Here is a 24,533-nt window from a genome sequence, read left to right as displayed (position 1 = left end):
ACCAACCCCGCCACCACCTGACCCCACCCCACACCCCACCCGGCTCCGCCGGGCGCTGTCGCCTGCCCACTCACCTTTCGATTTTCGGGTCGGTTCCGCCGTGGCGACGGAAAACCGCAGGGGCTCCCCCGATCCGCCGCAGCGCTCGGAAGCCCAGCAGCGTTCGCCGCCCTCGCGTCGCGCTGGAAATCACGGGTCCTCGACCTGCCGCAGCGCTTCGGGTCAAGCTGTTTCCGGCGCCTTTCGCACGTCGTCGGAAAGCGCAAGGCCTGCAACAGCCTCGCCTCAGCCCCGCAGGCGCAGCCCCGCAGGCGCAGCCCCGCAGGCGCAGCCCCGCAGGCCCAGCAACGCAGGCCCAGCAACGCAGGCGCAGCCCCGCAGGCCCGGCCGCGCAGGCCCAGCAACGCAGGCCCAGCAACGCAGGCGCAGCAACGCAGGCGCAGCAACGCAGGCGCAGCAACGCGACATCGGGCGCTGGCGCGCCCGAAATTTCGTGTTATTGGTTGCGTTGGGTGAGCTGGTTGCGTACAAGCCGAGCAGATCATCGGCAGGGCCGCCAGCTTTGGTCTGTCGCGCGGCGGTAGGCCGGTTCTCGCGTGTGGGCGGGCGCTTCTCGCTGATCGGCTCCGGTTCTCGGGTGGTCCGGTTTTGAGGGTTACGTCGGGCGGGCGCCGCCGGTCAGCATCGTGGTCGGGTTCAGGCTTGCGTTGGGCGGTCTGCTGCCGGTTGCGTTGGTGGCGGCCCTGCCGATGATCTGCACCCCTGCGGGCGGGTCGACGGCAAACGGGGCAGCCAGGCGGTCACCACTGTGGGTGCTTGCGCATAAAAGACAAAAGACCCGACCGTGGGCGGGGGAGGAGATGGCTCAAGATCCTTGCATACGCTACCGACCTTATTCGGGCCGAATAAGGTCGGTAGCGTATGCAAGGATCTTGAATCCCGAATATTGGCATGATGCTCTCGGGATCCGAGAAGAGGATCGTGTGGCGCCTGGTCGGGCGGGCAGCGCTTGCCGAGATTTCGGTGTCGGCGGGGGCGCGATCGGCGCGCGGGACGCTATTTCCCGAAATGTCGGGCACGGAGTGCCGTTGATCAAGACCAGTCTGGACCTCAGCGCGGATCTGGACCTCAACGCAGGTCCGGGACCTCAGCGCGGGACCGAACCTCGACGCAGGTCCGGGACCTCAGCGCGGGACCGAACCTCGACGCTGGTCCGGGACCTCGACGCGGGACCGAACCTCAACGCTGGTCCGGGACCTCGACGCGGGACCGAACCTCAACGCTGGTCCGGAAACTCGACGCGGGACCGGGACCTCGACGCAGGTCTGGGGTCACAGCGCGGGACCGGACCCAACGCAAGTCCGGGACCTCAGCGTGGGTCGGACCGGCGAGTTCGGAGGCGTGGGGTGATGACTACGAGGAGGGCCCAGCCGCAGGCGTAGAGGAGGGTGACGGTGCCGCTGGCGATCATGATGTGGTGAGGGGGGACGTGGTCGACGACGGCGGCGACGCCGAGCTGGCTGATCGAGATGGCGATGGTGGTCAGCATCAGGTCGGTGGCGAAGACGCGGCCGCGCAGCGCGTCCGGCACGGCGCCCTGCAGCGCGAAGTTGGAGAGCATCCAGTTGGTGCCGCCGGCGAAGTGCGCGACGAAGACCAGTAGGACCAGCAGCGGGAACCAGGGTACGAACGCGGCCGAGGCGTATGCCAGACCGTAGACGCCCATCGAGATTGCCAGGCCGGGCAGCAGCCAGGTGGCGTGGTCGAGCAGGCGGCGGGTGATCAGCGGGCCGGCCAGCACGGCGGCGCCCCGGGCCGCGAAGAGGATGCCGACGCCGGCCGGGCCGACGCCGTAGGACGCCACCAGCAGGGGGAACACGGCTATCACGCCGTTGCCGAGGCCGACCGCGGACTTGACCGTGATCAGCGCGCGGAGCCGGGAGCTGCCGCCGATGTGGCGCAGCGCCTCGCGGATCGCGGCGAGCGGGTGTGCGGGCGGGCCGTCCGGCGCGGCGGCCTGGAGCGGGCGGCGGATGCGGGACGTGAGCGCGGACGCGGTGAGCAGGGCGGCGCCGGCCATGGCGAAGCACGCGTACGGGCCGGCGAAACCGCTGACCACGCCGCCGACGGAGGCGCCGACCACGACCATGATGCCCCAGGCGCCGCCGGCCAGCGCGTTCGCGGCGGGCAGGTCGGCGGCGTCGACCACGTTGGGCAGCGCGGCCTGCGCGGCCGGCGTCTAGAAGGACTTCGCGACCGCCACCGCGGCCATGGCCAGCAGCGCGACCCACGCGGTGCCCGGCCCCTGCACGCCGAAGAGCAGCAGCGACGCGGCGAGCGCGGCCAGGTTCGCGGTGATCATGATGGTGCGGCGGTTGATCCGGTCGACGACCGTGCCGGAGTAGGGCAGCAGCAGCGCGTTGAGGCCGGTGTCGACGGTCATCACGAGCGCGCCGAGCACGCCGCTGCCGGTGAGGTCGGTCAGCAGGACCAGCAGCGGGACCATGATGAACCAGTCCGCGCCGAAGACGACGAGTTCGCTGAGGTACAGCCGCCGGAAGTCGGGGTTACGGCGGAGCAGTGACAGGGGTGAACTCACGCCGGGACCTTACCCAAACGATCAAGGCGCCCTCCGGACGGATCCGGAGGGCGCCTCGTGTCCGCTCGACTACTCCTGCGGCGGCAGCGGGGACTTCTGGCTGCGTGGCAGGCGGAGCACCTCGAACTGGTCGGTGCCCTCACGGAGCGCGCCGGACGGCTGCGGTGCGGGCGTCTCCTCGACCGAGTCGACCGACCCGACCGAGCCCACCGAAGCCGACGAACCCGCCGGTGCGGGGGCCCCGGCCGGAGCGGGCGCCGGGATGCCGGCCTCCGCCCGACCGGCCTTGCGGGCCTTCCGCTCGGCGCGGCGCTCGCGCCGGCCCTCGACCAGCGTGTAGAGCGTCGGCACCAGCACCAGCGTGAGCAGCGTGGAGCTGATCAGACCGCCGATGACCACGACCGCCAGCGGCTGCGAGATGAACCCACCCTCGCCGGTCAGGCCGAGCGCCATCGGGGTGAGCGCGAAGATGGTCGCGATCGCGGTCATCAGGATGGGCCGCAGCCGGTGCCGGCCGCCCTCGATCACCGCCTCCTGCACGCCGTACCCCTGTTTGCGGTACTGGTTGATCAGGTCCATGAGCACGATGGCGTTCGTGACCACGATGCCGACCAGCATCAGCACACCGATCAGCGCGGGTACGCCGAGCGCGGTGTCCGTGACCAGCAGCAGCAGGATCGCGCCGGTCGCCGCGAACGGGATCGAGACCAGCAGGATCAGCGGCTGGATGATCGAGCCGAACGTCGCGACCATGATGACGAAGACGATCGCGATGGCGGCCAGGACCGCGAGTCCCAGCTGCCCGAACGCCTCGGCCTGGTCCGCGCTGACGCCACCGATCTCCCAGCTGGCCCCGGCCGGCGGGGTGAGCCCGTCCAGCTTCGTGGTCAGCGCGGTGGTGGCGGCGCCCACGTTGGAGCCGCTGACCGTGCCGGAGACGGTGGCGCTGCGGTCACCGTTGATCCGGGCGATCTGCACCGGGCCGTCGACCTCGTTGACGTCCGCGACGTCGTCGAGCTTGACGATGCCGGCCGGGGTCTGCAGCGGGTACGCCCGCAGCGCGTCCAGGTCGGCCGGCGCGACGCCGCCCATGTTCAGCACGACGGCACGGTCGCCGCCGGTCAGCGTGACCTGCCCGATCGGCGCGGCCCGGAACGCGCCGGAGACCAGCTGCCCGATCTGCGCCTCGCTGAGCCCGCGCGCGGTCGCGGCCGCACGGTCCACCGTGATGTCGACGCGCGGCACGCTCTCCGCCAGGTCACTGGTGACGTCCGTGACGTCCGCCGTGGCGGCCATCGCGTCCTGCACCTGCTGGGCCGCGGTGGCCAGCGTCTGCGCGTCCTTCGCCTTGACGACGACCGCGAGCGAGTTGCCGCTGAAGCCGCTGCTGGAGTCCGCGCCGACGGTGATCTCGCCGGCCGACGGGCCCAGGTCGCCGAACTGCTTGCGCAGCTCCTCGCTGAACGCCTCGGTGTCGACGTCCTCCTCGAGCGTGACGGAGAAGCTGGCCGAGTTGCCCCCGCCGCCCCCGCCGCTGAACAGCGCGGCCTGGCCGCCGCCGCCCACGGTCGCCTGGTACGACTTCACCTCGTCCGACGCGGAGAGCACCGCCTCGACGCGCTTGGCCTGCGCGTCCGTGGCCGCCAGGCTGGTGCCGATCGGCATCGTCTGGGAGATGCTCAGCGTGTCCTGGCCGGACTGGTCGATGAAGTTCGTCTTGAGCTGCGTCGCGAGACCGCCGGTGATGGCCAGCAGCACGACGCCGATCAGGATGGTGGTCCAGCGGCGCGTGGTGGCGAACCGGATGACCGGCAGGTAGGAACGCTGCAGCGGGCTGCGCAGCTCCTTCTCCTCCGCGGCCTTGCGCGCGGTCTCGGCCTCCTCGGCCGTGCCCTTCGGCGGGCGGAGGAACCAGTACGCCAGCACCGGCACGATGGTCAGCGACACGATCAGCGAGGCGATCAGCGCGACCGTCACCGTGATGGCGAACGGCGCGAAGAGCTGCCCGACGAAGCCGCCGACCAGCGCGATCGGCGCGAACACCGCGACGGTGGTGAGCGTGGACGCCAGCACCGCGCCGGCGACCTCCTGCACACCGGTGGTGATGGCGTGCAGCTTCTCCTCGCCGTACCCCAGGTGGCGTTTGATGTTCTCCAGCACGACGATCGAGTCGTCGACCACGCGTCCGACCGCGATGGTGAGCGCGCCGAGCGTGAGCAGGTTGAGCGAGTAGTCCTGGATCCACAGCGCGATCAGCGCGACCAGCACGGACAGCGGGATGGAGACCGCGGTGACCAGCGTGGAGCGCACGGACAGCAGGAAGATCAGGATGACGATCACGGCCATCACCAGGCCGAGCGCGCCCTCGGTGGCCAGGCTCTCGATCGACTTCTCGACGAACGGGGCCTGGTCGAACACGACGGTGAGCGTGGCGCCGCTGGCCTGCGAGAGCTCGGCCAGCCGGTCGCGGATCTCCTCGGAGATGCGCACCGCGTTGCCGTCCGGCGTGGCGGTGACCGAGATGCCGAGGCTGTCGACGCCGTCGGTCCGGGTGAACGACGTGGGCGCCGCCACCGTCTCCTCGACGGTCGCGATGTCGCCGAGCCGGGCCGCGCGGCCGCCCGTACCGGTGAGGTAGATGTTCTGCAGATCTTCCAGCGTCGTGATCGGCGTGCCGACCTGGACGGTCAGCGTGCGGTCGCCCTCGGTCAGGGTGCCGGCCGGGACGGAGACGCCGTTGGTCTGCAGCGCGGTGGGAAGGTCCGCCGGGCTGACGCCGGCCGCGCCGAACTTGGCCAGGTCGGGCGTGATGGTGACGCTGGTGGTGCGCGCGCCGCTGACCTCGGCGGTCCGCACGCCGTCGATGCCCTGGAGCTCCGGGATCACGCTCTCGTTGAGCGCGGCCGCGAGCGCCTGCTCGTCCGCGCCGCCGGACGCGGCGAGCACGATCGCCGGCAGGTCGGCGGTGCTGCCCGCGAAGACGGTCGGCTCGACGTCCTCCGGCAGCTGGCTGCGGATCCGGTTGAGGTTGCTCTCGATCTTCGAGACGGTCGCGGTGAGGTCCGTGCCGAACTCGAACATGACCTGGACCGTCGCGGTGCCCTCGGAGGTCGTCGACGTGACCTCGTCGAGGCCGGTGATCCCCTGGACGGCGTTCTCGATCGGCTCGGTGACCCGCTGCTCGACGATGTCCGGCGAGGCGCCGGGGTAGGACGCGAAGATGAAGGCAGCGGGGAACTCCAGCGAGGGCAGGAGCTGCTGCTTGAGGGACGGGATGGCGAAGGCCCCGAAACCGGTCACGATGATCGCGATCAGGGCGACAAGCCCCCGGTTCGCGAGACTCAGTCTTGCGAGCAAGGACATGAGCAGACTCTTCTCCTGCTGGGGTAAGTTAGCTCGACACAAATAGTTTGCCTTACGCTAACAAGTACCCCGCAATCGGGGACTTCACGTAGGGGTCGAGACAGTGGGAGACGCGTGTGGCCGAGGACGTCAGGGACCGGCTGATCGCGCGGATCATGGACACCCAGCGCCGTCTGCAGTACCTCTTCGCGCACGACCGGTCCAACCCGCTCTTCGACGCGCATCTGACCATGCCGCAGCTCAAAATTTTACTCGTGGTCGCGGCCGGGGGTGGCTCATCCGGTCAGGAACTGCAGCGCTTCATGGGCGTCAGCCTGGCCACGCTGACCGGCATCGTCGACCGGCTCGTCGCGCACGACCTGGTGATCAGACAGGAAGATCCACATGATCGACGGGTACGCCGGGTGGCGCTCACCCCGCACGGCCGGGACACCGTCGACCGGATCATCATGGCCGGCGCGGAGCGGCAGGCACGCGTGCTGCGCCGGATGACCGCGGAGGAGCTGGAGACCATCGCGCGGGCGTCGGAGCTGCTGGCCGACGCCGCGGAGGAGGACGCGGCCGAGGAACGGGCCGCACAGCCGTCGTGATCGGAGGTCCCCGCGGGACCCCCGATCACCGGCAGGTCGTCAGGCGAGGTCGAGCGAGCGGGCGGCGGCCAGCACGTCGTTCGGGATCGTGGTCGGGGACGGGGCGGTGGAGATCGCCCACTCCGGGTCCTTCAGGCCGTGGCCGGTGACCGTGCAGACCACGGTGGACCCGGCCGGGATCTGACCGGCCTCGGCCTGCTGGAGCAGACCGGCCACGCTGGCCGCGCTCCCCAGTTCCACGAAGACCCCGACAGAGCGGGCCAGCAGCCGGTACGCCGTGAGGATCTCCCGGTCCGTGACGGCCGCGATCAGGCCGCCGGAGGAGTCCCGCGCGTCGACCGCCTTGGTCCAGCTGGCCGGGTTGCCGATCCGGATCGCGGTGGCGATCGTGGACGGCTCGCGCACGGCCTCGCCCTTGACGATCGGCGCGGCGCCGGACGCCTGGAAGCCGAACATCCGCGGCGTGCGGGTGGCGTTGCCCGCGGCCTTGTCCTCCTGGTAACCCATCCAGTACGCCGAGATGTTGCCGGCGTTGCCGACCGGGAGGCAGTGGATGTCCGGCGCGTCGCCGAGCGCCTCCACGATCTCGAACGCCGCGGTCTTCTGGCCCTGCAACCGGTCCGGGTTCACGGAGTTGACCAGCGCCACCGGGTAGTCCAGCGACAGCTTCGAGGCGAGCGCGAGGCAGTCGTCGAAGTTGCCGGAGACCTGCAGCAGCTTGGCGCCGTGCACCAGCGCCTGGCCCAGCTTGCCCAGCGCGATCTTGCCCTGCGGCACCAGCACCGCGCAGGTGATCCCGGCACGGGCCGCGTAGGCCGCCGCGGACGCGCTGGTGTTGCCGGTGGACGCGCAGATGATCGCCTTCGCGCCGTCCTCGACCGCGCGGGAGACCGCCATCGTCATGCCGCGGTCCTTGAAGGACCCGGTCGGGTTCGCGCCCTCGACCTTGAGGTAGACGTCGGCGCCCGTGCGCGTGGAGAGCTCCGGGGCCGGCACCAGGGGCGTGTTCCCCTCGTGCAGGGTGATCACCGGTGTCGCCTCGGTGACCGGCAGCCGGTCCCGATACGCCTCGATCAAGCCACGCCACATGATGCTTCTCCTCGGTCGGCAGTCGCCTCGGGGCCTAGCCTGCCCTACCGGCCGCGGCGCGGTCGAGGACACTCCGGCCCGTACCCACCAGGCGGGACGTACAAGGGCCCCGATGGGTGATTTGACCGGCATGGACCACCGCGCGCCTCTCGTGGCACATTTCCGGGATGTTCCCCGGCATGCCCGGCTGGCACATTGGTTTCAGCGCCGGGGGGCGCGAATGACGAACTCCGAAGGGAACCACCACCGATGAGCGAGCACACCGACGATCCGGCCGGCGTCGGATGTTCGCCCGTCACGGCCCGGCGTCAACCCGACGGGCCGCATCGATCGGGTGATTCTCCGCCCGGTGGCGCACCGCCTGCCTGCAGGTGAGCAGTCGTGATCCTTTTCCGGGATATCCGGTGAGCATCCGCCTCTGGCACTGTGTGCGCGTTGCTTCACACTCCCAGCCCCACACCACATTCTTCGAAGGGAACCTGTCATGAGCGAGGACTACAGCGGCGTCGACGACACCTCCGTCACCGAGGAGCCGCCGGTCGAGTTCGAGACCGTCTCGCTGAACGACGAGCTGGCCGCGCCCGACCAGTACGAGACGCTGCTGACCGACACGGACACGGCCGGTAACGAGTACACCTACATCGACACCGACGGTGACGGCGCGGTCGACTACTCCAGCGTCGACTCCAACGCGGACGGCATCGCGGAGACGGTCTGGGCGGACACCGACGGCGACGGCCTCAACGAGACCGTGGCCACGGACACCGACGGCGACGGCCTGCTGGACCGCGCCGAGATCGACGAGGACGGCGACGGCGTGGCCGAGGGCGTCGCGGTCGACTCCAACGCGGACGGTCTGGTCGACGTGCTGGAGATCGACGAGGACGGCGACGGCGTGGCCGACTTCACGATCACCGACACCGACTTCAACGGCACGCTCGAGTCGGTCACCTCCGAGGTCACCGTGAACCTGGAGGACCCGGAGTCGGTCGCCGCCGCGACCACCACCACGCCGGCCGACCCCTACGCCAACGCCTGACGCCGGTAGCACTCCATGACGAAGGGCCGGCGGATCATCGATCCGCCGGCCCTTCGCTCTTGACCGTGCACCCACGGATCCGCGGCCGCGGGAGCGCGCGGAACCGGACCACGCCGGAAGCGGGAAATCCGCTCTTGCTTCTAGGAACCGCCCTCGACCCGCAGCACGCTGGCGATGCTGCGGACGATGTCCAGACCGCGGAGTTGCTCGACGGTCGCGGCGAGCGCGGCGTCCGGCGCGGTGTGGGTGACGATCACCAGGCTGGCCTCCTCGCCGTGACCGGCCTGGCGGACCGTGGCGATCGAGACGTCGTGCTTGGCGAAGACGCCCGCGACCTGCGCGAGCACGCCCGCGCGGTCGGCCACGTCGAGGCTGACGTGGTAGCGCGTGATGGCGTCGCCCATCGGACGGATCGCGAGCTTCGCGTAGGCGGACTCGCTCGGCGCCCAGGTGCCGGCCAGCCGGTTGCGGGAGACCGCGACCAGGTCGCCGAGCACCGCGCTCGCGGTCGGCGTGCCGCCCGCGCCCGCGCCGTAGAACATGAGCTGGCCGGCGGCCTCGGCCTCGACGAAGACCGCGTTGTACGCGCCGCCGACGCTCGCGAGCGGGTGGCTGCGCGGGATCATCGCCGGGTGGACGCGGACGCTGACCGACTCGTTGCCGTCCGCGTCGACGCCGCGGGCCGCGATGCAGAGCAGCTTGATCGTGCAGCCCATGTCGCGCGCGCTGGCCACGTCCGCCGCGGTGACCTCGGTGATGCCCTCGCGGTAGACGTCCGCCGCGGTGACGCGCGTGTGGAACGCCAGCGACGCCAGGATCGCGGCCTTGGCGCCGGCGTCGAAACCCTCCACGTCCGCGGTCGGGTCGGCCTCGGCGTAACCGAGCGCGGTCGCCTCGTCCAGCGCCTCGCCGAAGCCGGCGCCGGTCGAGTCCATCCCGCTCAGGATGAAGTTGGTGGTGCCGTTGACGATGCCGGTGACCCGGTTGATCCTGTCGCCGTGCAGCGACTCGCGCAGCGGGCGGAGCAGCGGGATCGCGCCCGCGACCGCGGCCTCGTAGTAGAGGTCCGCACCACCCTCGGCGGCGGCGTCGTGCAGCGTGCCGCCGTCCTCGGCCAGCAGCGCCTTGTTCGCCGTCACCACGCTCTTGCCGGCCCGCAGCGCCTCGACCAGCCAGGTGCGCGCGGGCTCGATGCCGCCGACGACCTCGATCACCACGTCGACGTCGTCGCGCTTGATCAGGCCGAGCGCGTCGGTCGTGAAGATCGACGGGTCGACCGGCAGGTCTCCGCGGTCGCGGGCAAGGCGGCGGACCGCGATGCCGACGATCTCGAGCGGCGCGCCGATCCGGGCCGTGAGGTCGTCGGCCTGGTCGTGCAGCAGCCGGACGACCTCGGCGCCGACCGTGCCGCAACCGAGCAGGGCCACGCGTACAGCTGGTTTAGTCATCCCACATCCAATGCGAGCAGATCAGCTTCCGTCTCCCGCCGCACGATCACGCGAACCGCCCCGTCCCGGACCGCGACCACCGGTGGGCGCGGCACATGGTTGTAGTTACTGGCCATGCTGCGGCAATACGCGCCCGTGCCCGGAACAGCGACAAGATCTCCGGGCGAAACGTCGGCGGGCAGGAATTCATCCTTCACCACGATGTCCCCGGACTCACAATGCTTTCCCACCACACGGGCCAGAATCGGCTGTGAGTCACTTCTCCTGTTCGCGACCGTGGCGCTGTAGGAGGCGTCGTAGAGCGCGGTGCGGATGTTGTCGCTCATCCCGCCGTCGACGCTGACGTAGGTCCGCATCTCGAGTTCCTTGACGGTGCCGACCTCGTAGAGCGTGAACATCGCCGGGCCGACGATCGCGCGGCCGGGCTCGATCGAGACGTGCGGCCGGACCAGCTGCTGCGCGGCGCACTCGTCGTCGACGATCTTGCGCATGCGCTTGGCCAGGTCGTTCGGCGTGGCGGGGTCGTCCTGGGTGGTGTAGGCGATGCCGAAGCCACCGCCGAGGTCCAGCTCCGGGAGGTCCACGTCGCGGGCCTTCTTCACCTCGGCGACGAGTTCGAGCACGCGGCGCGCGGCCAGCTCGAAGCCGCTGGTGTCGAAGATCTGGGAGCCGATGTGCGAGTGGAAGCCGCGCAGCTCGAGGCTCTCAAGATCAAGAACCTTCAGGGCCGCACGGTACGCCGTACCGCCCGCGATCGAGAAGCCGAACTTCTGGTCCTCGTGGGCGGTCGCGATGAACTCGTGCGTGTGCGCCTCGACGCCGGGCGTCACCCGGATGAGGATCTTCTGGACCATCCCGTGCTTCCGGGCGATCTCGGCGAGCCGGTCGATCTCGTGGACCGAGTCGACGATGATGCGGCCGACCCCGTTCTCCACCGCCCGCTCCAGCTCGGCGACGGACTTGTTGTTGCCGTGGAAGCCGATCCTGGCGGGGTCCATGCCGGCCGCGAGCGCGGTGGCCAGCTCGCCGCCGGAGCAGACGTCCAGGAAGAGGCCCTCCTCCTCGATGATCCGCACGACCGCCTTGCAGAGGAACGCCTTGCCGGCGTAGTAGACGTCCGCGTCGTGGAACGCGTCCCGGAACTCGCGGCAGCGGGCCCGCATGTCGTCCTCGTCCAGGACGAACGCGGGCGTGCCGAACTCCTCCTTGAGGTCCCGCACGGTCCGGCCGGCGATCTCCAGGACGCCGTCGGTGTTGCGGGCCGCGTGGCGCGGCCAGAGCTGCGGAAGCAGGGCGTTGACGTCGGCGGGGGTCCGTAGCCAATCGGGGCCTCGGGTGCCCGGGTCGCCGTGGAGGGCGCCGGCCTCGTGTGCGCGCATGCGTTACATCCTCTCCGGGGCGGTGACGCCGAGCAGGGACAATCCGTTGGAGATCACCGTTCGGGTGGCGTCGTTGAGCCAGAGCCGAGCCCGGTGGGTGTCGTTGATCGCCTCGTCGCCCAGCGGCAGCACCCGGCACTGGTCGTAGAAACGGTGGTAGGCGGGGGCAACCTTCTCCTCCAGGTAGCGGGCGACCCGGTGCGGCTCGCGCAGCTCGGCCGCGGTCTCCACGATCGCCGGGAACTCCGCCAGCGCCTTGAGCAGCTCCTGCTCCTTCTCGTGGGCGAGCAGCTCGGGGCGGAACCCGCCCGCCTCACCCCGGGTCAGGCCCACGTCGGCGGCGTTGCGCGCGACCCCGGCGGTGCGGGCGGCCACGTACTGGACGTAGTAGATCGGGTTCTCGTTCTTGGCGCTGGTCCACAGCTCCACGTCGATGTCGATCGGGGAGTCGGAGGAGTAGCGGGCCAGCGCGTACCGCGAGGCGTCCACGCCGATCGCGTCGACCAGGTCCTCCAGCGTCACGACGGTGCCGGCGCGCTTCGACATCCGGACCGGGGCACCGTCGCGGACCAGGTTGACCAGCTGGCCGATCAGGATCTCCAGATTGACCTTCGGGTCGTCGCCGAAGCAGGCGGACATCGCCTTCATCCGGCCGATGTAGCCGTGGTGGTCCGCGCCCAGCATGATGACGACCCTGTCGAAGCCGCGCTCGCGTTTGTCCAGGTAGTAGGCACAGTCCGCGGCGAAGTAGGTCCAGTCGCCGTCCGACTTGCGCAGCACCCGGTCCTTGTCGTCGCCGTGGTCCGTGGTGCGCAGCCAGACCGCGCCGTCCTTCTCGAACGTGTGGCCCTGCGCGGTGAGCCGGTCCAGCGCGTGACCGAGCGCGCCGCGGTCGTGCAGGTCCTTCTCGTTGAAGTAGGTGTCGAAGTGCACGCCGAAGTCGGCCAGGCTCGCCTTGATCTCGGCGAACATCAGCTCCACGCCGTACCGTCGGAAATGCTCTCTGTCCCTTGGGGCCTCGGGGTGTTGCGCGATCACGGTCTGCGCGATCTCGGTGATGTAGGCGCCGCCGTAGCCGTCCTCCGGCGCGGGCTCGCCGTTCGCGGCCGCGAGCAGCGAATCCGCGAAGCGGTCGATCTGCGAGCCGGCGTCGTTGAAGTAGTACTCCGTGCCGACCTCGGCGCCGGCCGCGCGCAGCAGCCGGGAGAGCGCGTCGCCGACCGCGGCCCACCGGACGCCGCCGATGTGCACCGGGCCGGTCGGGTTCGCCGAGACGAACTCCAGGTTGATCTTCTGTTTCGCCAGCCGGTCCGACGTGCCGTAGCCGGCGCCGCTCTCGACGATCGACCTCGCCAGGACGCCGGTGGCGGCCGCGTCCAGCCGGATGTTCAGGAAACCGGGACCGGCGATCTCGACCTGCCGGATGCCGTCGCGCGCGGTGAGCGCCTCGACCAGCGCCTGGGCCAGCTCACGCGGCGGGAGGCCGGCCTTCTTCGCCACCTGCATCGCGATCGTCGATGCGTAGTCGCCGTGCTCCGGGTTGCGCGGTCGCTCGACCGAGATCGACTGCGGAAGGAGCGACGGGTCCAGGTCCCTGGCCGCGAACACGGTCCGGGCTGCGGCGAGGACGACCTCGGAGAGCTTGGCGGGAGTCACCGAGCCATGCTATCGGGGGTAGACTCGGGAACTTGGTGGCGGCCCGGTTACTCATATATCTGGGGCGAGCACCGTCCCCCGAGATCGAGCGACCTGACGAGGCATGATGAGCATCAGCACGCAGGGCGGCCCTGAGCGCCGACCCTCCGTCGTTAAGCCGGCTGCCGGCGCCAAGCCGAACCCCGGGGGCGGTAAGCCCAAGACGGGCGCGGCCCGCCCCGGCGGCGGCAAGGGCCCGCGCAAGCCGGTCACGCCGGTAAAGGTCGCACAGGAACGCAGCTGGGGGCCGATCCTGCTCTTCGTGGCGGTCGGCGCCCTCGCGGTCGGCATCATCGGGTACGGCGCGTTCGCGGTGATCAAGGGCAGCGAGTCCTGGGAGGACCGCGCGGCCGGCATCGACGGCATCATCAACTACCGCGAGACCGATCCCGGCATGCTGACCGCGAACCACAAGAGCGGCCCGCAGACCTACAAGACCACGCCGCCGGTCGGTGGCGACCACAACGCCTCCTGGCAGAACTGCATGGGCGACGTCTACGACGCCCCGATCGCCAACGAGCACGCGGTGCACAGCATGGAGCACGGCGCGGTCTGGATCACGTACAAGACCGGCCTCCCGCAGGACCAGATCGACAAGCTCGCCGCCAAGATCCAGGGCAACGACTTCACGCTGATGAGCCCGATCGACGGCCTGACCAACAACATCTCCGTGCAGGCCTGGGGCTACCAGCTCAAGGTCGACAGTGCGGACGACGAGCGCATCGACACGTTCATCAAGGCGCTGCGCATCAACGCCACCCAGGAGCCGAACGCCGGCTGCTCCTCCGGCGTGACCGCCACCGGCACCACGCCGCGCGACCTCAGCTCCGGCATGCAGCAGGGCGGCTGACCGTGTCACGGACGGACTCTCCGGATCTCGTCGACTCCGAGGACCCGGAGTCCGGCGAGGCTTTCGAGGACGTCGCTCCGGCCCGCGGCCGTCGCTTCGGCACCGTCCTGCTGGCGCTGGCGGTCGTGGTCGGTCTCGCACTCGGCTACGCGGGAGGCCTGCTCACCCCGATCGTCACCCGCCCCGGTGACGACTCGGTCGAGGCCGGCTTCATCCGCGACATGTCCACCCACCACGCACAGGCCGTGGAAATGGCCATGATCATGCACACCAAGGCCGAGAACGACCAGGTCGCCTCGCTCGCCGCCGACATCGCGATCACCCAGCAGGGCCAGATCGGCACGATGAGCGCGTGGCTGCGCGACTGGAAGCTGGATCCCACCGGCAGCCAGCCGCGGATGGCCTGGATGCCGGACTCCGAGGGCAGCATCACCAACGGCCTGATGCCCGGCATGGCGACCGAGGAGCAGCTCACCCAGCTGCGCGCGGCGACGGGCGTGGAGGCGGAGAAGCTGTTCCTGGACCTGATGCTCAACCACCACCTGGGCGGCATTCACATGGCGCAGGCGGCGGTGGAGCTCAGCGGCGACAAGGACATCGACTGGCTGGCGGGCACCATGGTCGCCAGCCAGCAGCGCGAGATCCAGGCGATCCAGATCATCAAGAGCGAGCTGTAGGGGTTCTGTGAAGCGGTCCGGCCCTTCGGGCCGGGCCGCTTTTCTGTATACGGTCGCGGCATGACTCCCCGGCATCGCCGCGCCCGCCTCGACCTGAGCGGCCTCGCGTTCATCGCCGCGGTGGTGGCCGGCGTGGTCCTTCTGATCTACGGGCTGCTGCATCGCGACGGCGGACCTGAGCGGCTGCGGGCGGCCGCCACCGCGTACCTGGACGCCGTGGTCGCCGGTGACACGGCCCGCGCGTGGGACCTGGCCTGCGGCGCCGAGCACCTGCGCGGACCGCGTTCGTCGTGGTCGCCGGTGGCGGACCTGCCGCTGGCCGCGTACACCATCACCGCGGTCGACACCTTCACCGGCAATCCCAGGATGCCCTCCACCCACGTCGTCACCGTGGCCGTCACCTACCGCGGCGTCCCCGACGGCACCCCGCCCACGGTCCGGAAGATCGAGATCACCAAGGAGATCGACGAGTGGAGGGCCTGTCCGCGAACGCCCCTGTAGTAGACGGTCCCCACCGGCTCATCAAGGTCGACCGGGCGCGGTCCGTCGAGGAGGCCGTGGCGCTGGACCCACACCCGGCCTTCGCCGACGCGCGCGTGTTGTCTCCCGGCACGGCCGGGGCCCTCACCGCCGTTCGCGCCCTCGGCCGGGCCGTTTAGCCGACGTCGCAAGCGTTACCCTGTGTCACGAAACGCCTTCGATCGGGTGATGGTCCGTCGCCTTTCGTGGGCGGGGCGGCATGGTCCTGATCATGATCACAATTGGTTTCCGGCCGCGCGTCGTCGCTGCCGCGTTCTCGTTCGCGGCCGTGCTCGCCGCCTCGGCCGTGGCACCGGCCGCCGCGTCCGCCGCCCCGGTCGGCATGCCGGCCGCCGCCCCTGCCGCAGGTATGCAGGCCGCCGCCACCTCGGCGGGTATGCCGGCCGCCGCCAGGGCCGACGCCTGCCCGATCGTCAAGGACAAGAAGAAGGCGGCCACGGACCGCACCGTCGTCCTGAGCCGCATCACGCCGAAGCCGGCGTGGCGCGTCAGCTGCGGCACCCTCTACCGCAGCGACAACCGCGGCCCCGACATCATCTTCCCGCACGGCTTCTCCGCCCGGGACGTCAAGGGCGGCACGTACGACGTCGAGGACTACGTCCTGCTCAACCAGCCTTCGCCGTACGTGTCGACCAGCTACGACCACGACCTTTACAAGAACTGGGCGTCCGGCTTCCACTACTACATCGACGCCCCCGGCGGCCTCGACGTCAACAAGACCATCGGCGACCAGCACATCTACGCCAACGAGGTGGAGGTCGCCTTCCCCGGCGGCATCAAGACCGAGTACATCATCGGTGTCTGCCCCGTCGACAAGGCCACCAAGACCGAGATCATGAGCGACTGCGAGTCCAACCCGGCCTACAAGCCCTGGCACTGACCCGTCCACCGCCTGCAGGGCGGATGCCCTGCAGGCCCCCAGGGCCACTCGGAGCACCGATCTTTCACATCCGGATCCCGGGACAACAAACACCGGCCGACGGGGCGAAGCCCCTTCCAGCACGAGCCCCCACCACACGCGGGGCCCGGGGCTCGGGCCCCAGGAAAAATGACAAGCGCCGCAGGTCCGCGATTCCCAGCGGACCTGAGGCGCCCAAAGCTTGTACCCCCGAGAGGGCGCAGACCTACGACTCGACAAGTCGTCTTCAAATCGGAAACTTCGGAACGCCCAGAGCTGAGCAATCCTCACGAAACGGGCGCACTTTGCTGCTGTGACGCCGCGTTACTGCGGCATGTCATAGAACTACGACAGGCCGGACGGGTGGATGGGCGACCTACGGCGACATCTCCATCGCCGTACGCGGCGACACCAAAGCGGCCCGAGGGGTGGGACAGGCCGCGGCGGCACTGGTGAACTTCCCCCACCCAGAACGCGTCCTCATGGACCGCGGACGCATCAATCCTAAGTGGCGTGACAGCAAGGAACGCGGCCCGGAATACTGTCGCGAGCTCAGCTCCTGGAACAGCAGGGCATCCGGTTTGAGGACGGTCTCGCTGACCCGGCCCGCCGGGTCACTCGGGACGAACTGCGCCGCCGCGACGAATCCGAACCGGTCGCCGAATGACCCGGCATCCGCATCCCGACCAGTTTGAGGGCGGCGGCCATGAATTCTGACGCTCACGGGCCGAATGTCACCGGCTTCGCCGTACGCACTCATCTGATCAACGGCGCCATCTACATCGAGTGCGACGAGGCCTACAAGAAGTACGCCGACAGGAACGGCAGAGTCGCCGCAGAGGCGCTGAGCGCGGTGCTCAGCGGCGAGCCCATACCTCAGCGGGAACGCGACTGGGTGATTCACTGGTCCACCTGGGGAGTTGCTTAAGGCGCCGCACAGTCGAGCGTTGTCCGGGCGCGGTTTCGCCACGATCAATGACTTACCGAGCGCCGTACAACCGCCGTACACTCGTCGCGGAGGTGGCCGATGGCAACAAAGACCGAGCGCATCGAAATGCGGACGGATCGTGACAGTGGGGCGAAGATCGCCCAGGCGGCTGAGCGGGAGCAGAAGTCGGTTTCCGCGTTCGTGCTGGACGCGGCGACGTCCGCGGCCGACCGTGTGTTGGCTCGCAGCGAGCACACCATCATGCCGGCAGAGCAGTTCGACGAGCTTCTTCAGTCGCTGGACGAACCCGCTGCTGCTCCGGCGTTGAGCAGACTGGCTCGCAGGGAACGGCGGTTCATCCGAGAGTGACTCTCTGGATTTCCCGAGAACTCGGGCCACAGCATGATCTCAGCGACTTCGACTGCGGCAAAGAACCGCTCAACACCTGGCTGACGGGGCAAAGCCGCCGCGCCCACGAAGCAGGCACCGCCCGGACGTACGTCTGGACGGCCGAGAGCTCCGACGTGGTGCGCGCTTATTACTCGATCGCACCGACGCAGGTTGTTCGGGAGGGACTGACGAGGTCGCAGACCGGCGGCTACTCGGTGATCCCGGCCTACCTGCTGGCTCGGCTCGCCCTTGACCAGAGCCTGCGCGGTCAGGGGCTCGGCGCCGAGTTGCTCTTCGACGCGATCGACAAGATCGTACGCGCGGCGGCCGTAGGCGGGGGTCGTCTGATCGTCGTCGACGCACTGGACGACGACGCCGCGAAGTTCTACCTGTATCACGACTTCACCCCGGTCAAGGGCAACCCACATCGGCTGGTCATGACCATCGCGACAGCACGGGCCGCGCTCGGCGTCGGCACGCTCACTGTCAGCGCAGATCCGAGTAGCCGGCTTGTGTCGATGGTCTTCGACACTCCCGAAGGTGTGACCGTCCCCGTTGTGCTCTCCCCCTTCGAACTACGTGCCGTGGCGACGGCACTGGAGTCCCTGGACGAACCGCAACTCAGCGAGGACGGCTTGCGCGCGACCATCATCACGGCGATCGGCCGAGACCCCTTCCACGACAGCTGAGACCTCACCCGCGCGGGGGAAGCCGTTCAGGCCGGTCGATAAGGTTGCCCGCGTCTTGGTCGGACTCGTGGTGGGAGGTACGCCTGATGGTGGAGGCCGCGATCCTGGATCGTGCAGGTGAGCTCAAGGGTGAGCTGGTGGCGTTCTCCCAGCAGCCCCGGTATGACCGAGCCGCGTCCGAGTTCCTCGACCGTTATGGCAACGGGATCGAGGAACTCGACGAGCAGCGGTGGATGGTGCTGTGGGACTGTTTCATTCTGGAGCACAAGCTGACCGGCGGCCGGACGGTGGTGGAGCAGTTCGTCGCCGCGCACCCGCAATTGCCCGAGTCGGAGCGGGAGATGCTGCTGGGCTGGCGGGACGTCGTCCAGGGCCCGTTCGAGGTGATCCGCCGTGACGGCCCGGCGCTGATCGTGCAGAGCCTGGTCGACGAGCTGACCTATCGGGTGCGCTCGAACATGGGACCAGCCATCTTCCGGCATACGCCCCGCGGATCGTTCCTGATCGCTCGCCTGGTTGCGATCGGTGACGAGTGGATGCTCTCCGGGCCGCTGACCCCGCTGCGTAAGTCCGACCGGAACATCGCCTACCGGCTGGCGATGGACATGGCGTTGCGCACGCCGGAGGCGGTGTTCCGTAACCCGGAGAAGCTGACCCTGGCATGGAAGCAGCAGCGCGCTGACCGGGACCGGTTCATCAAGCATTTCGGTGCCGATCTGGTCGTGTTCCCCGGTGACCAGGTGCAAGATCGGTTGAACGGCTTCTACGCGTTCTGCCGCGAGGAGATCCTCGGCCGCCCGGAACCCGGCGGTCCGCCGGCCGGAGTCGCGGTGACCCTGCCGGAGGACATGGTCGACGCCGAGACGGTCGCGTTGATCTACGACGAGACGGACGGGATCGGCTTCTATGCCGAGTTCGGGTTCGTCGAGCAGGCGTTCGCGAACCCGGACCTGCTCCGGCGCCGGCTCTGGCGTGAACACACCCTTCAGTATCTGCACGACGACAGCGTCGAACCCATGGTGATCCGGCGGCTGGCCGAGCGGGATCAGGACAGGGCGACCATCGTGATCCGGCGGCTGCTGAAGCGGCCGAAGTTCGATTGGACCCGCGACGGTGAGACCCTGCTGCGCGAGGTCAAACCCGGCTACTACGCCCAACCGCCGCGCCCACGGGTCAGCCCCGTCAGCGAACGACTGGCCGCATTCGTCACCCAGCAGTGAGCCCGGCCGAGCCAGGCCAGATCCGGCTTCAACCTGCTCTTTCACCTGGTGGCTGTCAGGCGCCGCTGACCGGCACACGGCGCCCGCCCCGGGGATCAGTCCGGCCAGGTCCAGTCCGGGCGCGGGGTGGCGGGGAACGGCTGAAGTCCCAGGTAGTGGCGGTAGGCGGCGTGGATCCACGCGGTTTCGGTGTCCGGAGGAAAGGCGAGATCGGCCAGGGCGACGTCGCCGGTCTTTCCCGGTGACTGGCAGGTGGCGGTCAGGCCGCGCGCCTCGTTGTCGTAGTCGATGCCGGTGACGGTTACCGGGATGCCGAGCATGGTGGCTGTGGTGGGCAGCGCGGTCTGCTCGCTGATGACGGTGAGGAAGGCTGTGTATTGCTCGTCATCGCCATACGCGTCCACGACGATGATCTCGATCGTGGCGTCCAGGTCAGCGGATCTGGGCATGCTGTCGAGCGTAGACCGAGGTTTTGACGCGCTGGTAGAGGAGGGGCGGCATGGCTGGCGATGAGGATCTCCTCGCCGCGGTTGATCTGTTGCGACGGGACCGGCGGCAACACCCCTACCGCGGCCGCCGCGAGTATTCGCAGGCAGCCCGCGAAGTTGCTGATGGTGGTGAGCGGCTGATCGAAGCAGGAGAGACGGCACAAGCGATGCCGCTGTTGCGCAAGGCAGTCGATCGGATGACTCGTGCACTGATGTACCTGGACGACTCGTCCGGCATCGTCGGCGACGACCTCCGCCGCATCATGATCCTGTACGCACGGGCCTGCACCGCTGTTCCGCCGAAGCCGGCGTCGTTGGCGAAGTGGCTGGTAGATCTCGCCTGCGACGGTCCCGGCTGGCCTCGCGTCCTGCTCTCCGAGTTCGTCGGCGCCCTCGGAGACAAAGGCGTGACCGAGGTCGCCGCCTGGTCGAGGAGCGATCTCGAACCGCCGACCCGGAGTCCTGGACGTCGGTGTATTCGCTGCGGGATCTCAAGGAGCAACTGGCGGAGGTATCCGGCGATCTCGATCGCTATGTCGACGTTCTCGCCGAGGATCTCACCAGTGCCATCCAGTACGAACGGATTACCCACGCGCTGCGTGACGCCGGCCGCAGGCAGGAAGCGATCACCTGGGCTCGGCGTGGTCTGGCCGCCAAGCCTGGATGGCCGCACGCCGAACAACTCCGTGACGACCTCGTGTCCATGCTCCTGGACGAGAAGGACCCCGACGAAGCCGTCACCGTCCGTCGTGAGGAATTCACACGCCACCCGACCGGCACCACCTACCGTGCGCTTGCAGCTACCTGTGCACAGGTAGCTGCCGATACTCCGACATCCTGGGCGTTGGAGATCCTCACCGAACGTGTCGGCCGACAGCCGGTATACGCCGCTGAGCTGCTTGACATCCTCAGTTTCCTCGGTCGCCACGAACAGGCCTGGCTTCTCGCTCAGCAGCATCGGAACGTGCTCGGCGATCAACAGTGGCTGAGGCTTCTCGACCAACGCCGTCTCGACCATCCGGAAGACGTTCTCGCCCCGTACCAAGAGATGATCGAAGGCCATGTCCTGAACTCCGCGGACAAACATCGCTACCGAAGGGCGATCGCGATGCTTCCCGCACTCCGTGACGCCTATCAGGCGGCGGGCCACTGGGATGCCTTCGCCCGGTATCTGGAAGATCTCCGGGCCCGGCACACTCGGCGGCCGACCTTCATCAAAACGCTTGATGGCGCGAACCTGTAGCCGGTGATCGACAGGTAAGCGGGTAGGTCACGGCCACCAGCAGAACCCGGCTACCTACGTAAATCTTTTGGGTGCCCCCGGCAGGATTCGAACCTGCGCTTTCGCCTCCGGAGGGCGACGTCCGGTTCGGTGAAGAAAGGCTGCTGACCAGCTCAAACGGGTAGCCGAGCCGCCTTTCGAGGGCTAGTTCGGTACGTATCCGGTACGGATGGCCGAGATGAGGTGGCCGCCGTGCCCACTTCTCGTGACTCAGCGGATGGATCCGCCGGCGCCGTCGTGGCGTCTGCCGAGGGGCACCGGCCACCGCCCGCAATCCGGCACAACTGCGAAAACAGTCTTCGACAGTTGTGCCGGGGCACACGGCGACCGGGCTGTCTGCGGAGGCCTGTTCGCGACTCACTCCGTCACGGGGTGGTTGCCCTGTTTCTTGGTCGCCGGAGCGACGTCGAGAGAGTAGTCGACCTCCGTCCAGCTCGATGGGTCAGTGAACGAGAGGCCGGTAGACCGGACCGCCAGCGCGCGCTGCAAGGCCAGTCGGCGGGTTGCCTCGCTGAGGTGGCCTGTCCCGCCGGACTTGGTGGTCTGGCCGGGATGCTGGCGGTAGAGCCACGTCACCTTGTCAACGTTGTACCCGTCCGCGATCTCCGACAGAGCGGCGAACATCCCGAGGTCTTCGTCAGACGGTAGGCCAACCCATCCGCCAACCGCCCTCAGCGCGGACGCCCGCAGCATGAGCCCGGCACAGTGAATCGGCCAGTTTCCGCCCTTGGACTCTGCCCAGCGGTTGACGGCACCGGCCTTGACGGTGCCGTACGGGATCGCCGAGGCCCACGACACTCGCTTGCCGTCCGGCAGCAAGTCATCGGCTTGAGCTACCGCCCAATGCACGTTCGGGTTGGAGAATGCCGGAATTACGCTCGACAAGGCCCCCGGCAGCAATACGTCGTCGGAGTCGAGAACCTGAATAAGCGAGCCCTGCGCCCGCGACAGCGCTAGATTGCGACTCGCGGCAACGCCGAGGTTCGCCCGGCTCGCTTCGTAGCGCACATGGGGGATTTCGGCAAAATGGTCGGCCAGGCGCGGATTCGCGCCGTCCTCCTGGACGAGCCACTCAAGCTCCCATTCACCCGGAAGTTCTTGCGCACAAACCCCCTTAATGGTATCCGGAATGAAGTCAGCGCTCGGCGAGTAGGCAGCCGTGATGATTGACAGGATCGGCATTTAGTTCAAACCTTCCGGTGAGTCCCCACGCCATCCGAGGGAAAAATGGAGTGCTTGAGTCGTTTTCCTCAACAAATCGCGCTCGAACTCCTGTGGGTCATCATTATTAGGCTGATATTTGGCCATTAAGCGATGAGCAATCTCGTACCAGCGCCTAAGCGCGGAAGCGTCCAACTGGCCGATGCGTCCATCTGCCGTAGCCTCACGAATTAGCACCTCAAGCTCTCTGGCCATGAGGTCAGGCTTGGGTCGCTGAGGATTGGTCCAGTCATCCGCCAGTACGGGTCGGAGTCGCACGGCGTGCCGATTCCAATGCATGAGGATTTCGAGATCGACGGTGAACCCTGGCGACACCGCCGCGGGCCAGAGGTTCCGGAACGCGGCCCGCTGCCCTGACCAGGGCGTAGAGCCCACCTTCGGCAGCAGTTCGGGGAAGAGGTAGCCAGCGACCGGCGCGAAGAAGCCCGATAGCCACATCTGCGGGTAGATCGGGCGCCAGTAGAGATCGGTGACGCACGCATCCGCGATGCCGCTGATCAGGGGCTCAATCAGGATCGTCGACAGCGGCCGTTCGCCGTAGTACCTCATGTCGCCGTCGATCAGGCAGACGATCTCTCCGTCTGTAGCTGCCAGGCCTGCCGTGATCGCCTCTCCCTTGCCGATCGGTGCTTCGACAACACGTGCACCGGCCCTCAACGCCTTCTCTGCGGTTTGGTCAGTGCACCCGCTCGCGCTCACCAGCACGTCACCCTGGACTCCGAGCAAGTCAAGGCCTCGCCGGGCCTCCGTCACCACCTCGACGATCGTTGCCTCTTCGTTGTGCGCGGGGATGACAATGGAGATGGTTGCGTTCGACCTCTTGAGCGTGCGTTCACGCGCCAGATCGAGGCCGAGCGCAGGATTGATTTCCGGCCTGTCGCTCATTCGCCATCCTTCACGAATCGGGGATACCCCTCCGGCCATCGGTTTAGCTTTTCCGTGAATACGAGATCGATGCGATCGGCCGGATACTCCGCGTCGGACAACTCGACCACTCGATCCGCAACATCAATAGAACGACTACGAACGCGCAGGATCGGGACGCCCGGCTGCATGTCCCATCGCGCCCGATCCGCGGGGGTAGTCTCGCGCGCGCCTACAGACCTCTCCACGCGGTCGATCTCGATCCCGACCGTGTAGAGCTGGTGCTGATGTCCACCCGGCCATGGCTCCTTGCTTTCGTCAAGCAAATCATGATTAGACTCAATCAGGGAAACCGGTATGTATGACTGACTCCAGGAGAGCCGTGTTCCGGTATCTTGACGCGAGTTCTCATATTCTCGACGCAGTAGCTCCGAGCCCTCCGGAATTCCAAACTCTGCCGCCAAGTCGCCATTTGCCGTGATTGTTGTGTAGCTGTTAACGAACTTTGTGTCTTTTATAGACAGCCCCGCGGTCAACTCGATTGCGCCGGTCGCAGCCCGGTCTTCAGCCGACTCAAGCACCAAATCCTTCTGGCGCTGATTCAGGTCGACCGACATCCTGATCCGCTGCATCGAGGGCCGGACTGTGGCCCGACGGCCGGCGCCACCGCTGATCCTCCCTTCGCCAAGGAGTAGGCGGATGGCGGTTCGCGCGGTCCCTGGCGAGCATCCCCACTGCTTCGCCAGCTCGTTCACCGATGGCACCGGGTCACCGGGGGCAAGGTCGCCCCGCACGATTTTCGCTCTCAGGTCGTCCGCGATCTGGTGATGCACCGGCACAACGCCGGGCGTGGATTCCGCCTCTGCCTGCATGGTCGCTATTACAGCACCCACCTTTGCCACCTCGCTATCGAAGTCTTGCGCGCCCGTCGCGGGGCCTGCTACCGTCAGCCAACAACCTCGCTAGCGAGGTGGTTAGGTAGACAAGTGGCCAGGGTACACGGACGGCTTGCACCGGACGTTCGCCCGAGCCGCTGAGTAGGTCGCCGGAGTGTGTTGAGCCGTGCGGTTGTTAGTTGATGAACTTCATAGAGGCAGTGTTGACCGAACTGCGTACAGACCGGTCAGGTGCCCCACTCGGCGGTGTTCGAGCGGTGCCAGCACAGAGCGTTGAGGAGTTGCCCTCCGGTTGAGGAGCGCCTTCTGCCAGCGAGTGATACCTCGTTTGCAGGGGGCCGGCGCGGGATGCTCGCGTCGTCGCATTGCGCCGCCCGGTGTGGGCGGT

20 protein-coding genes, 1 tRNA gene and 1 pseudogene are annotated in these 24,533 nt (G+C 68.4%); 11 read left to right on the top strand and 11 right to left on the bottom strand.

From position 1 onward, the window contains the following. Positions 1-1,369: 1,369 nt before the first annotated feature. Both OP04_RS48810 and OP04_RS42340 read right to left on the bottom strand, forming a co-directional pair. A pseudogene (locus OP04_RS48810) lies at positions 1,370-2,599 on the bottom strand (MFS transporter). A 69-nt stretch (positions 2,600-2,668) separates the two neighbouring features. Beyond that, positions 2,669-5,962: an efflux RND transporter permease subunit gene (locus OP04_RS42340; RefSeq protein ID WP_033345617.1), complete on the bottom strand. Its 3,294-nt coding sequence runs from the start codon at positions 5,960-5,962 to the stop codon at positions 2,669-2,671. Between the two features lie 116 nt (positions 5,963-6,078). On the opposite strand from OP04_RS42340, the gene OP04_RS42335 reads away from it, so the two are divergent. After that, entirely contained in the window at positions 6,079-6,552 is a 474-nt protein-coding gene (locus tag OP04_RS42335; protein ID WP_051799911.1) for a MarR family winged helix-turn-helix transcriptional regulator, read from the top strand. 39 nt (positions 6,553-6,591) lie between these two features. Here OP04_RS42335 and thrC read toward each other — a convergent pair whose 3' ends face one another. After that, positions 6,592-7,641 (bottom strand): threonine synthase, encoded by a 1,050-nt coding sequence (thrC, locus tag OP04_RS42330; protein ID WP_033345616.1) that lies wholly within the window; start codon positions 7,639-7,641, stop codon positions 6,592-6,594. 484 nt (positions 7,642-8,125) lie between these two features. Between thrC and OP04_RS52575 the strand changes: the two genes are divergently transcribed. After that, entirely contained in the window at positions 8,126-8,680 is a 555-nt protein-coding gene (locus OP04_RS52575) for a hypothetical protein (protein ID WP_051799910.1), read from the top strand. Between the two features lie 140 nt (positions 8,681-8,820). Here OP04_RS52575 and OP04_RS42320 read toward each other — a convergent pair whose 3' ends face one another. From OP04_RS42320 to argS, 3 genes are read right to left on the bottom strand one after another with little or no spacing between them, the layout of a single operon-like run. Next, a complete protein-coding gene (locus tag OP04_RS42320) occupies positions 8,821-10,128 on the bottom strand; it encodes a homoserine dehydrogenase (RefSeq protein ID WP_033345615.1) in 1,308 nt (435 codons plus the stop codon). Continuing rightward, positions 10,125-11,507, bottom strand: coding sequence for a diaminopimelate decarboxylase (gene lysA, locus OP04_RS42315; RefSeq protein ID WP_033345614.1), 1,383 nt, complete (start codon positions 11,505-11,507; stop codon positions 10,125-10,127). The genes OP04_RS42320 and lysA overlap by 4 nt, the downstream gene beginning before the upstream one ends. Before the next feature lie 3 nt (positions 11,508-11,510). After that, a complete protein-coding gene (argS, locus tag OP04_RS42310; RefSeq protein ID WP_033345613.1) occupies positions 11,511-13,163 on the bottom strand; it encodes an arginine--tRNA ligase in 1,653 nt (550 codons plus the stop codon). Positions 13,164-13,269: 106 nt separating this feature from the next. Here argS and OP04_RS42305 point away from each other — a divergent pair, with 106 nt between their 5' ends. From OP04_RS42305 to OP04_RS42265, 8 genes are all read left to right on the top strand, one after another. Further along, positions 13,270-14,052 carry a DUF3105 domain-containing protein gene (locus tag OP04_RS42305; RefSeq protein ID WP_033345612.1) on the top strand — a complete coding sequence of 261 codons (783 nt, stop codon included), beginning with the start codon at positions 13,270-13,272 and terminating at the stop codon, positions 14,050-14,052. Between the two features lie 2 nt (positions 14,053-14,054). Continuing rightward, positions 14,055-14,729 carry a DUF305 domain-containing protein gene (locus OP04_RS42300; RefSeq protein ID WP_033345611.1) on the top strand — a complete coding sequence of 225 codons (675 nt, stop codon included), beginning with the start codon at positions 14,055-14,057 and terminating at the stop codon, positions 14,727-14,729. A gap of 60 nt (positions 14,730-14,789) precedes the next feature. After that, complete coding sequence (locus OP04_RS42295) at positions 14,790-15,230, top strand: Rv0361 family membrane protein (protein WP_033345610.1); 441 nt, start codon at positions 14,790-14,792, stop codon at positions 15,228-15,230. 250 nt (positions 15,231-15,480) lie between these two features. Beyond that, the gene (locus tag OP04_RS42285; RefSeq protein ID WP_033345679.1) at positions 15,481-16,149 is read left to right on the top strand and encodes an ADP-ribosyltransferase; all 669 of its coding nucleotides are present in this window, start codon (positions 15,481-15,483) and stop codon (positions 16,147-16,149) included. 724 nt (positions 16,150-16,873) lie between these two features. Continuing rightward, positions 16,874-17,095, top strand: a complete 222-nt coding sequence (locus OP04_RS42280) for a hypothetical protein (RefSeq protein WP_157241098.1) — start codon at positions 16,874-16,876, stop codon at positions 17,093-17,095. 99 nt (positions 17,096-17,194) lie between these two features. Continuing rightward, positions 17,195-17,464: a type II toxin-antitoxin system TacA family antitoxin gene (locus OP04_RS42275; protein ID WP_033345607.1), complete on the top strand. Its 270-nt coding sequence runs from the start codon at positions 17,195-17,197 to the stop codon at positions 17,462-17,464. Beyond that, entirely contained in the window at positions 17,461-18,174 is a 714-nt protein-coding gene (locus tag OP04_RS42270) for a GNAT family N-acetyltransferase (RefSeq protein WP_063746866.1), read from the top strand. The genes OP04_RS42275 and OP04_RS42270 overlap by 4 nt, the downstream gene beginning before the upstream one ends. An 86-nt stretch (positions 18,175-18,260) precedes the next feature. Further along, positions 18,261-19,394: a hypothetical protein gene (locus OP04_RS42265; RefSeq protein WP_051799909.1), complete on the top strand. Its 1,134-nt coding sequence runs from the start codon at positions 18,261-18,263 to the stop codon at positions 19,392-19,394. A gap of 95 nt (positions 19,395-19,489) precedes the next feature. Here OP04_RS42265 and OP04_RS42260 read toward each other — a convergent pair whose 3' ends face one another. Beyond that, complete coding sequence (locus OP04_RS42260; RefSeq protein ID WP_033345606.1) at positions 19,490-19,843, bottom strand: hypothetical protein; 354 nt, start codon at positions 19,841-19,843, stop codon at positions 19,490-19,492. 511 nt (positions 19,844-20,354) lie between these two features. On the opposite strand from OP04_RS42260, the gene OP04_RS50735 reads away from it, so the two are divergent. After that, entirely contained in the window at positions 20,355-21,125 is a 771-nt protein-coding gene (locus OP04_RS50735) for a hypothetical protein (RefSeq protein ID WP_051799908.1), read from the top strand. A gap of 72 nt (positions 21,126-21,197) precedes the next feature. On the opposite strand, the gene OP04_RS54110 is transcribed toward OP04_RS50735, so the two are convergent. The 4 genes from OP04_RS54110 to OP04_RS52570 form a co-directional block, all read right to left on the bottom strand. Then, positions 21,198-21,290: transfer RNA gene (locus OP04_RS54110), tRNA-Ser, on the bottom strand. A gap of 231 nt (positions 21,291-21,521) precedes the next feature. Next, positions 21,522-22,346: a glycosyltransferase family 2 protein gene (locus OP04_RS42250; RefSeq protein ID WP_033345605.1), complete on the bottom strand. Its 825-nt coding sequence runs from the start codon at positions 22,344-22,346 to the stop codon at positions 21,522-21,524. Then, positions 22,347-23,270, bottom strand: a complete 924-nt coding sequence (locus tag OP04_RS42245) for a glycosyltransferase (protein ID WP_033345604.1) — start codon at positions 23,268-23,270, stop codon at positions 22,347-22,349. Then, positions 23,267-24,121 carry a GntR family transcriptional regulator gene (locus tag OP04_RS52570; RefSeq protein WP_085067217.1) on the bottom strand — a complete coding sequence of 285 codons (855 nt, stop codon included), beginning with the start codon at positions 24,119-24,121 and terminating at the stop codon, positions 23,267-23,269. The genes OP04_RS42245 and OP04_RS52570 overlap by 4 nt, the downstream gene beginning before the upstream one ends. Positions 24,122-24,533: the final 412 nt, after the last annotated feature.

It is taken from the genome of Catenuloplanes japonicus, from assembly GCF_000717135.1.
GTDB lineage: Bacteria > Actinomycetota > Actinomycetes > Mycobacteriales > Micromonosporaceae > Catenuloplanes > Catenuloplanes japonicus.
This window is presented reverse-complemented; position numbering and strand designations above follow the sequence as displayed.